7 protein-coding genes are annotated in these 5,776 nt (G+C 72.8%); 4 read left to right on the forward strand and 3 right to left on the reverse strand.

The genetic code is table 11. The features are described from left to right. Positions 1-122: 122 nt before the first annotated feature. A complete protein-coding gene (locus ACWC9T_RS40365) occupies positions 123-830 on the reverse strand; it encodes a ribonuclease H family protein (protein ID WP_449826020.1) in 708 nt (235 codons plus the stop codon). 436 nt (positions 831-1,266) lie between these two features. Between ACWC9T_RS40365 and ACWC9T_RS40370 the strand changes: the two genes are divergently transcribed. Next, positions 1,267-1,818, forward strand: coding sequence for a YceI family protein (locus tag ACWC9T_RS40370; RefSeq protein WP_449826021.1), 552 nt, complete (start codon positions 1,267-1,269; stop codon positions 1,816-1,818). A 169-nt stretch (positions 1,819-1,987) separates the two neighbouring features. Beyond that, the gene (locus tag ACWC9T_RS40375) at positions 1,988-2,626 is read left to right on the forward strand and encodes a DUF4937 domain-containing protein (protein ID WP_449826022.1); all 639 of its coding nucleotides are present in this window, start codon (positions 1,988-1,990) and stop codon (positions 2,624-2,626) included. On the opposite strand, the gene ACWC9T_RS40380 is transcribed toward ACWC9T_RS40375, so the two are convergent. After that, complete coding sequence (locus ACWC9T_RS40380) at positions 2,623-3,024, reverse strand: nuclear transport factor 2 family protein (RefSeq protein ID WP_449826023.1); 402 nt, start codon at positions 3,022-3,024, stop codon at positions 2,623-2,625. The two genes, ACWC9T_RS40375 and ACWC9T_RS40380, sit on opposite strands and share 4 nt — an antisense overlap. 128 nt (positions 3,025-3,152) lie before the next feature. On the opposite strand from ACWC9T_RS40380, the gene ACWC9T_RS40385 reads away from it, so the two are divergent. Continuing rightward, the gene (locus ACWC9T_RS40385) at positions 3,153-3,983 is read left to right on the forward strand and encodes a helix-turn-helix domain-containing protein (protein WP_449826024.1); all 831 of its coding nucleotides are present in this window, start codon (positions 3,153-3,155) and stop codon (positions 3,981-3,983) included. A gap of 99 nt (positions 3,984-4,082) precedes the next feature. Here the strand turns inward: ACWC9T_RS40385 and ACWC9T_RS40390 are convergent, their stop codons facing one another. After that, on the reverse strand, positions 4,083-4,874 hold the full coding sequence (locus ACWC9T_RS40390) for an NAD(P)-dependent oxidoreductase (protein ID WP_449826025.1): 792 nt from the start codon (positions 4,872-4,874) through the stop codon (positions 4,083-4,085). A gap of 84 nt (positions 4,875-4,958) precedes the next feature. On the opposite strand from ACWC9T_RS40390, the gene ACWC9T_RS40395 reads away from it, so the two are divergent. After that, complete coding sequence (locus ACWC9T_RS40395) at positions 4,959-5,660, forward strand: hypothetical protein (protein ID WP_449826026.1); 702 nt, start codon at positions 4,959-4,961, stop codon at positions 5,658-5,660. Positions 5,661-5,776: the final 116 nt, after the last annotated feature.

Here is a 5,776-nt window from a genome sequence, read left to right on the forward strand (position 1 = left end):
CGGGTCCGCACCGGCCCTTTGACCCGGACGCCGGGCGCAGACACACGCCCGAACGCGCCCCGCCCCCGCCCGGGCCGGCCCCTGACCACCGGTACTCAGGCGACGACGTCGAAATGCCCGAGTCAGGCGTGGGCGGCGGCGCACTCCGGGTGGCCCCAGCTGCTGCCCACCTTGGTGATCTTGTCGCCCTTGGCGTACGAGCGGCTGCACGGGCAGGTGCCGGGGAAGCGGGCGTTCAGGGTGCGCGAGCCGGTCCGCTTGGTGGTGCTGCCGGTACCGCCGCCGCTGCTCGTCGAGGCGGCGCGGGTGCTGCGGGCCTTGGGGGCCTTGGCAGCCGCGGCCGGGTCGGGCACCGGGAGGTCGGCGGCGGTCCCGGCGGCGGCCTGCTGGGTGCGGGCGGCGTCGCTGGCGGCCTTGTCGGCGATGGCGTTCAGCGGGTCGCCGTCCACCTGGTGGGCGGGGACGTACACGAAGGTGACGTCCCGGTCCTCCAGGAGCTCGTCGATCCGCTGGATCAGCTCGCGGTTGGCCACCGGCTTGCCCGCGGCCGTCTTCCAGCCGTTGCGCTTCCACCCCTTGAGCCACTTGGTCACCGAGTCGCGGGTGTAGGTGCTGTCCAACCGCACCTCCAACGGGGCGGCCGGGTCGGTCGCGGACAGCAGCTGCTGGAGCGCCGTCAGCTCACCGATGTTGTTGGTGCTGTGCCCGAGCGGCCCGGCCTCCCAGCGCTGGGGCGCCCCGGCACTGTCGGCGACCACGTAGGCCCAGGCCGCCGGGCCCGGGTTGCCCTTGGCTGCTCCGTCACACGCTGCAATGACTCGTTCGACCATGCCCCCGATCATGCCTGGTCAGGGGGCCGGGAGCCAAAGCCGCTCAGTCCTCAGCCGCTCGGCCGCTCGGCCCGGGGTCGGTCAGAGGCGCAGCGGGGGCAGCAGCAGCGCGGCGGACCAGCGCCGCCGAGGAGCACGAGCGGGTCGCCCAGTGCCTGCTGGACGGCGACCTCGACCAGGCCGTCGTCGCCCCGGAGGCCACCTGGACCAGCGGCATGGAACGGATCCTGGAGCGGCTGTCCTCGGTCGACGCGGGGCGCTAACTTGCCGCGAGGGTGCCGCGCGGCGGGCCAGGCGGTGTCGCGACGGGCTGGCAGTTTGCACCCTGACGCTCCGCAGCGCGCCTCGGCCGGGCGGAAGAGGGGGAACCCCGGCGTGGTCGGGGGACGCCCCGGGCACACCGTCGCCAGGGCCCAGACCACCTTGGAGGCACACCATGACCGTCTCACTCCCCCAGCTCACCGGGAACTACGTCCTCGACCCCGCCCACACCCGGATCGGCTTCGTCGCACGCCACGCCATGGTGACCAAGGTCCGCGGCGCGTTCCACCAGTTCGAGGGCACCGCCCACCTGGACGGCGGCGACCCGTCCCGTTCGACCGCCCAGCTGACGATCAGGGCCGAGAGCATCGACACCGGGGTCGAACAACGCGACCAGCACCTGCGCACCAACGACTTCCTCGACGCCCCCAACCACCCCGACATCACCTTCCGCACCACCTCCGTCGAGCCCGGCTCCGATACCGAGTACCGGGTGACCGGCGAGCTCACCATCAAGGACACCACCCGCCCGGTCACCATCGACTTCGAGTACACGGGCAACGCCGTCGACCCGTACGGCAACCTGCGGGTTGGCCTGGAAGGCTCGGTGACGATCAGCCGCAAGGAATACGGCGTGACCTGGAACGCTGCGCTGGCGGGCGGCGGCGTCCTGGTCGGCGACAAGGTCGTCCTGGAGTTCGACATCTCCGCGATCAAGCAGGGCTAGCAGCCCCCACCGACGGCCCGTCGACGGCCCGTTGGCACACTCCGCCGACGGGGATTCGCCGTTCATGCGACCTGCCCACGACCCGGCACACCTACGTCCCCGGACGGAGTGCCCCGGCGACCTCCGACCGATTGATCCTCCTCCCCCCGGACACAGCATGATGGCCCGCATGTGGGGCAAGTGGATCGACTGCCGGGTGCGGCCCGGCGCGCACGGGACCTTCGCCGCCGGCCAGCGCCGATGGGCGGCGCTCGCAGACCAGCCGGGGCTGGTCGGCCAGGCGGGCGGCTGGTCCCGCACGGACGGCCGGGCACTCGTACTCGCCCTCTGGGCGGACGAGGAGGCGTACGGCTGCTTCATGCGCGAACGTCATGACGTTGTCGCCGCCGAGGCGGCCCAGCACGGCAGTTGGAGCTCGATCCAGGTGGCCGCCGGCCCGGTGGCGCTCACCATGCCGGGCTCGGCGCCCTCCCCCACGAATGCTCTGAAGCACGCCACCCTGCTGCGCGCCGCCGACTGCGTGCTGCGCCCGGGCCGTACCGACCACTTCCTGGCGGTCCAGCGCGAGGTCTGGGCCCCCGGCATGGCAGCGGCCGGCGGCATGCTCGCGGGCACCGTCACCCGCCTCGCCGCCGACCGCTACCTGGTCACCACCCTCTGGACCTCCCCCGAGGCCCACGCGGCCTACACCGCCGACGCACTCCCCGCGCTGCGCGCCCGCGCGGACGTCCCGGCCGACGTCGAGTCGCTGACCGGGCACGTCCTGCCGCTGGAACCTTCCTGGCAGGTCCTGCCGTCACGGATCTAGTGGTGCGCGGCGGCGTCGGAGCCCTCGGGGGCCCGGTCCACGAAGACGGTGACGGCGGCGATCCGACCGTCGTCGTCCAGCTGGACCACGTCCGTCCCCTCGGCGAAGGAGGTGCCCTCACCCCCGCCGGTCAGCAGCTCCCACTCGATCCTGGCCCGCTGGTGGTGCACCTCGGGGGTGCGGCGCAGGCGCAGCGTGACGGCGCCCAGGTGGGCGACGAACTGCCGGCGGAGGTCGATCAACGCCTCCGCCCCGCTGAGCACGCCGACCATCGCGCGGTACTCGACGCCCTCGGCGAAAACGGCCTCCGCGAGCCGGCTCTGTTCCTCGCCGTCGGTGTTCCAGAACCGCACGTACTGGTCGAACTGTGCGAAGTCCTCAACTGTGGTGTCAGTCACGGCCGGTGTCCCTTCGTCCGGTGGATCGGATCGTGCTTGCGCTTCTCGACTGTGCGCCGGGGCGTGCTGCCCGTCGATGACCTCCGAGGTCATTGCCCTCGCGCGCGTCACCCGGCAGCCTGGACGTCATGACGACCACCACGGCCGAACCGGTCGGAGCGCTGCTGCGCGGCTGGCGCCGGCGCCGGCACCGCTCCCAGCTCGACGTGTCGATCGCCGCCGAGCTGTCCACCCGGCACCTGAGCTGCATCGAGACCGGCCGGGCCAACCCGAGCCGGGACATGATCCGGCGGTTGTGCGACGAACTCGACGTCCCCCTGCGCGAGCGCAACTCCCTCTACCTCGCCGCGGGCTTCGCGCCGGTGCACGCCGAACGCGCCTTCGGCGACCTGGGCGCCGCCCGAACGGCGGTGGAGGCCGTCCTCACCGGCCACGAGCCCAACCCGGCGCTCGCGGTCAACGTCCGCTGGGAGATGCTCGCCGCGAACCGGGCGATGGCCCTGTTCCTCGCCGACGTACCACCGGAGTTGACCCGACCGCCGGTCAACGTGCTGCGCGCGACCCTGCATCCCGACGGCCTCGCCCGCCGCATCCGCAACCTCGCCCAGTGGCGGGCGCACGTGCTGCGCCGCATCCGCCGCCAGCTGGAGCGCACCTCGGCGGCGGGCCTGGCCGAGCTCCTGGCCGAGTTGGAGTCCTACCCCGCCCCGTCGGCGGACCCGGGCGAGTCCTCCCCGGACGGCTCGGCGTACGACCTGGTGGTCCCCCTGCGACTGGCCACCGGGAACGGCGAACTCGCCCTGCTCTACACCACGACGGTCTTCGGCTCGCCCCGGGACGTCACCCTGGACGAGATCGCCATCGAGACCTTCTTCCCGGCGGACCCGCGGACGGTGACCCTGATGCGGGCCATCACCGCCCAGGCCCGGCCGGAGGAAGCCGCATCACCTGAGCCGTGAGAGCAAATCGCCCCACACGCCGCCGCCCGCCCAGGTCCACAACCACTGCCGAAGCGGCGGCGCCGCGCTTCCCGACGACCGTTCCCTCCCGCCGGCCGGTCAGGTCACCACGGGAACGCCCTCCGGCCTCCCGTCGAGCAGTGCCGCGATGTGGTCCGCGCAGCGGACGGCCGCATCAGCCGTGGCACTTCTGGTCATTCCGGCGACGTGCGGGGTGAGCAGCGCGTTGGGCAGGCCGAAGAGCGGCGAGGCGAAGACGGCGTGCTCGTGGGCGAAGGCGTCGACGGCGGCGGACGCCGGCGGGTGCGCCGGGTCGCGCAGTGCGTCGGCGAGGGCCTGTTCGTCGATGATGCCGCCTCGGGCGGCGTTCAGGAGGATCGATCCCGGCCGCATGAGCGCCAGCTCGGCCCGGCCGATCAGCCCTGCGGTGTCCACGGTGAGCGGAAGGTACAGGGACACCACGTCGCTGGTGGCGAGCAGCTCACCGAGGGAGGACATCCTGCGGACAGGCGTCCGGACCGAGCCCCGCGAGTAGCCCTGGACGTCCATGCCCAGGACCCTTGCCCGCTCGGCCAGCACCAGGCCGATCCGCCCGAGGCCGACGATGCCCAGGGTCAGCTCCGACAGCTCGACTGCGGGGGCCGCGGGCGTACTCCAACAACCTTGGTGTGAAGCCTGGTTGTACGGCGCCAGGTTCCGGGTCAGGGCGAGCAGCTGAGCCAGGGCGAACTCGGCGACGGCGTTCGCATTGGAGCCGGGCGTATGGGTGACGGTGACGCCGTGACGGGCGGCGGCGGCCAGGTCGACATGGTCGGTGCCGACCCCGGCCCGACCGATCACCCGGAGTCCCCGGGCACACCGGGCACCGGTAACGTCCACCACTCCCGCCACCGGCCTTCACACACCGCCCGACCCGGCAAAGGACCCCGCCCCGCCGCCTCCCAACCTCCTCCTGACCTGGCAGGATCTCGCGCCATGACGCGAATCGAGACACCACCGCCCGGGCCCGGGGCCAGGCGGCGCGCCGGACGCGGCGGCCGGGGCGGGAAGAACGACACGCCCTGGCCGAGGCGTCCCCTGCTGACCGCCCTGTGGATCCCCGCCGCCGCCGTGCTGCTGCCGCTCGGCGGCGCGCTGGGCGCCTTCGGCCTGTGGTTCCTGCTCCCGTCGCTGTTGCTGGTCATCACCGGGCTGGTCGGCCTGATCTACGCCCTGGTGAGCCTCTGCCAGTCCGGCCCCCTGCGGCTCGTGGCGCTGGCACTGCTGCTCGCGCCGCTGATCGGGGTCCCGCTGCTGAGCATGAACACCGCGCAGGCCGCCGTGTTGTCGATGCGCGGCGTGGCCCACCCGGGCACGGTCACCGAGGTCCGGGTGAGTCACGGCAAGACCACCACCTACTCCTGCGCGGTGCGCTACGAGGACGCGCCGGGCCGCAGCGGGTCCGTGAAGTGCGGTGCGGGTGACACCGCGGGCGAGCGGGTCAGCGTCACCGAGGACCCGGACGGCCTGGTGGACCCGGAGTTCACCGACGAGGCCGCCAACCCCCGGTTCGATCTCGCCATGGACGGCCTCGCCGACCTGACGCTGATGGTCATCGCCACCGTGACGGCCGCGATCGGAGCACTGCTGAACTGGCTGCAGATCCGCCGTAATCCCGTTGCGGGAGCGACGAGGTAGCGGGGATCCTCCACAGATGGAGCTAGGAGCGTGTCTCAGTAACAGGCAACCCACCTGCGTCTCGTGATCATTCGTGCGGGATGATCCCGGTGTGCATGGCGAGGATGGGCTGTTCG

The sequence above is a fragment of the Kitasatospora sp. NPDC001159 genome (assembly GCF_053598235.1).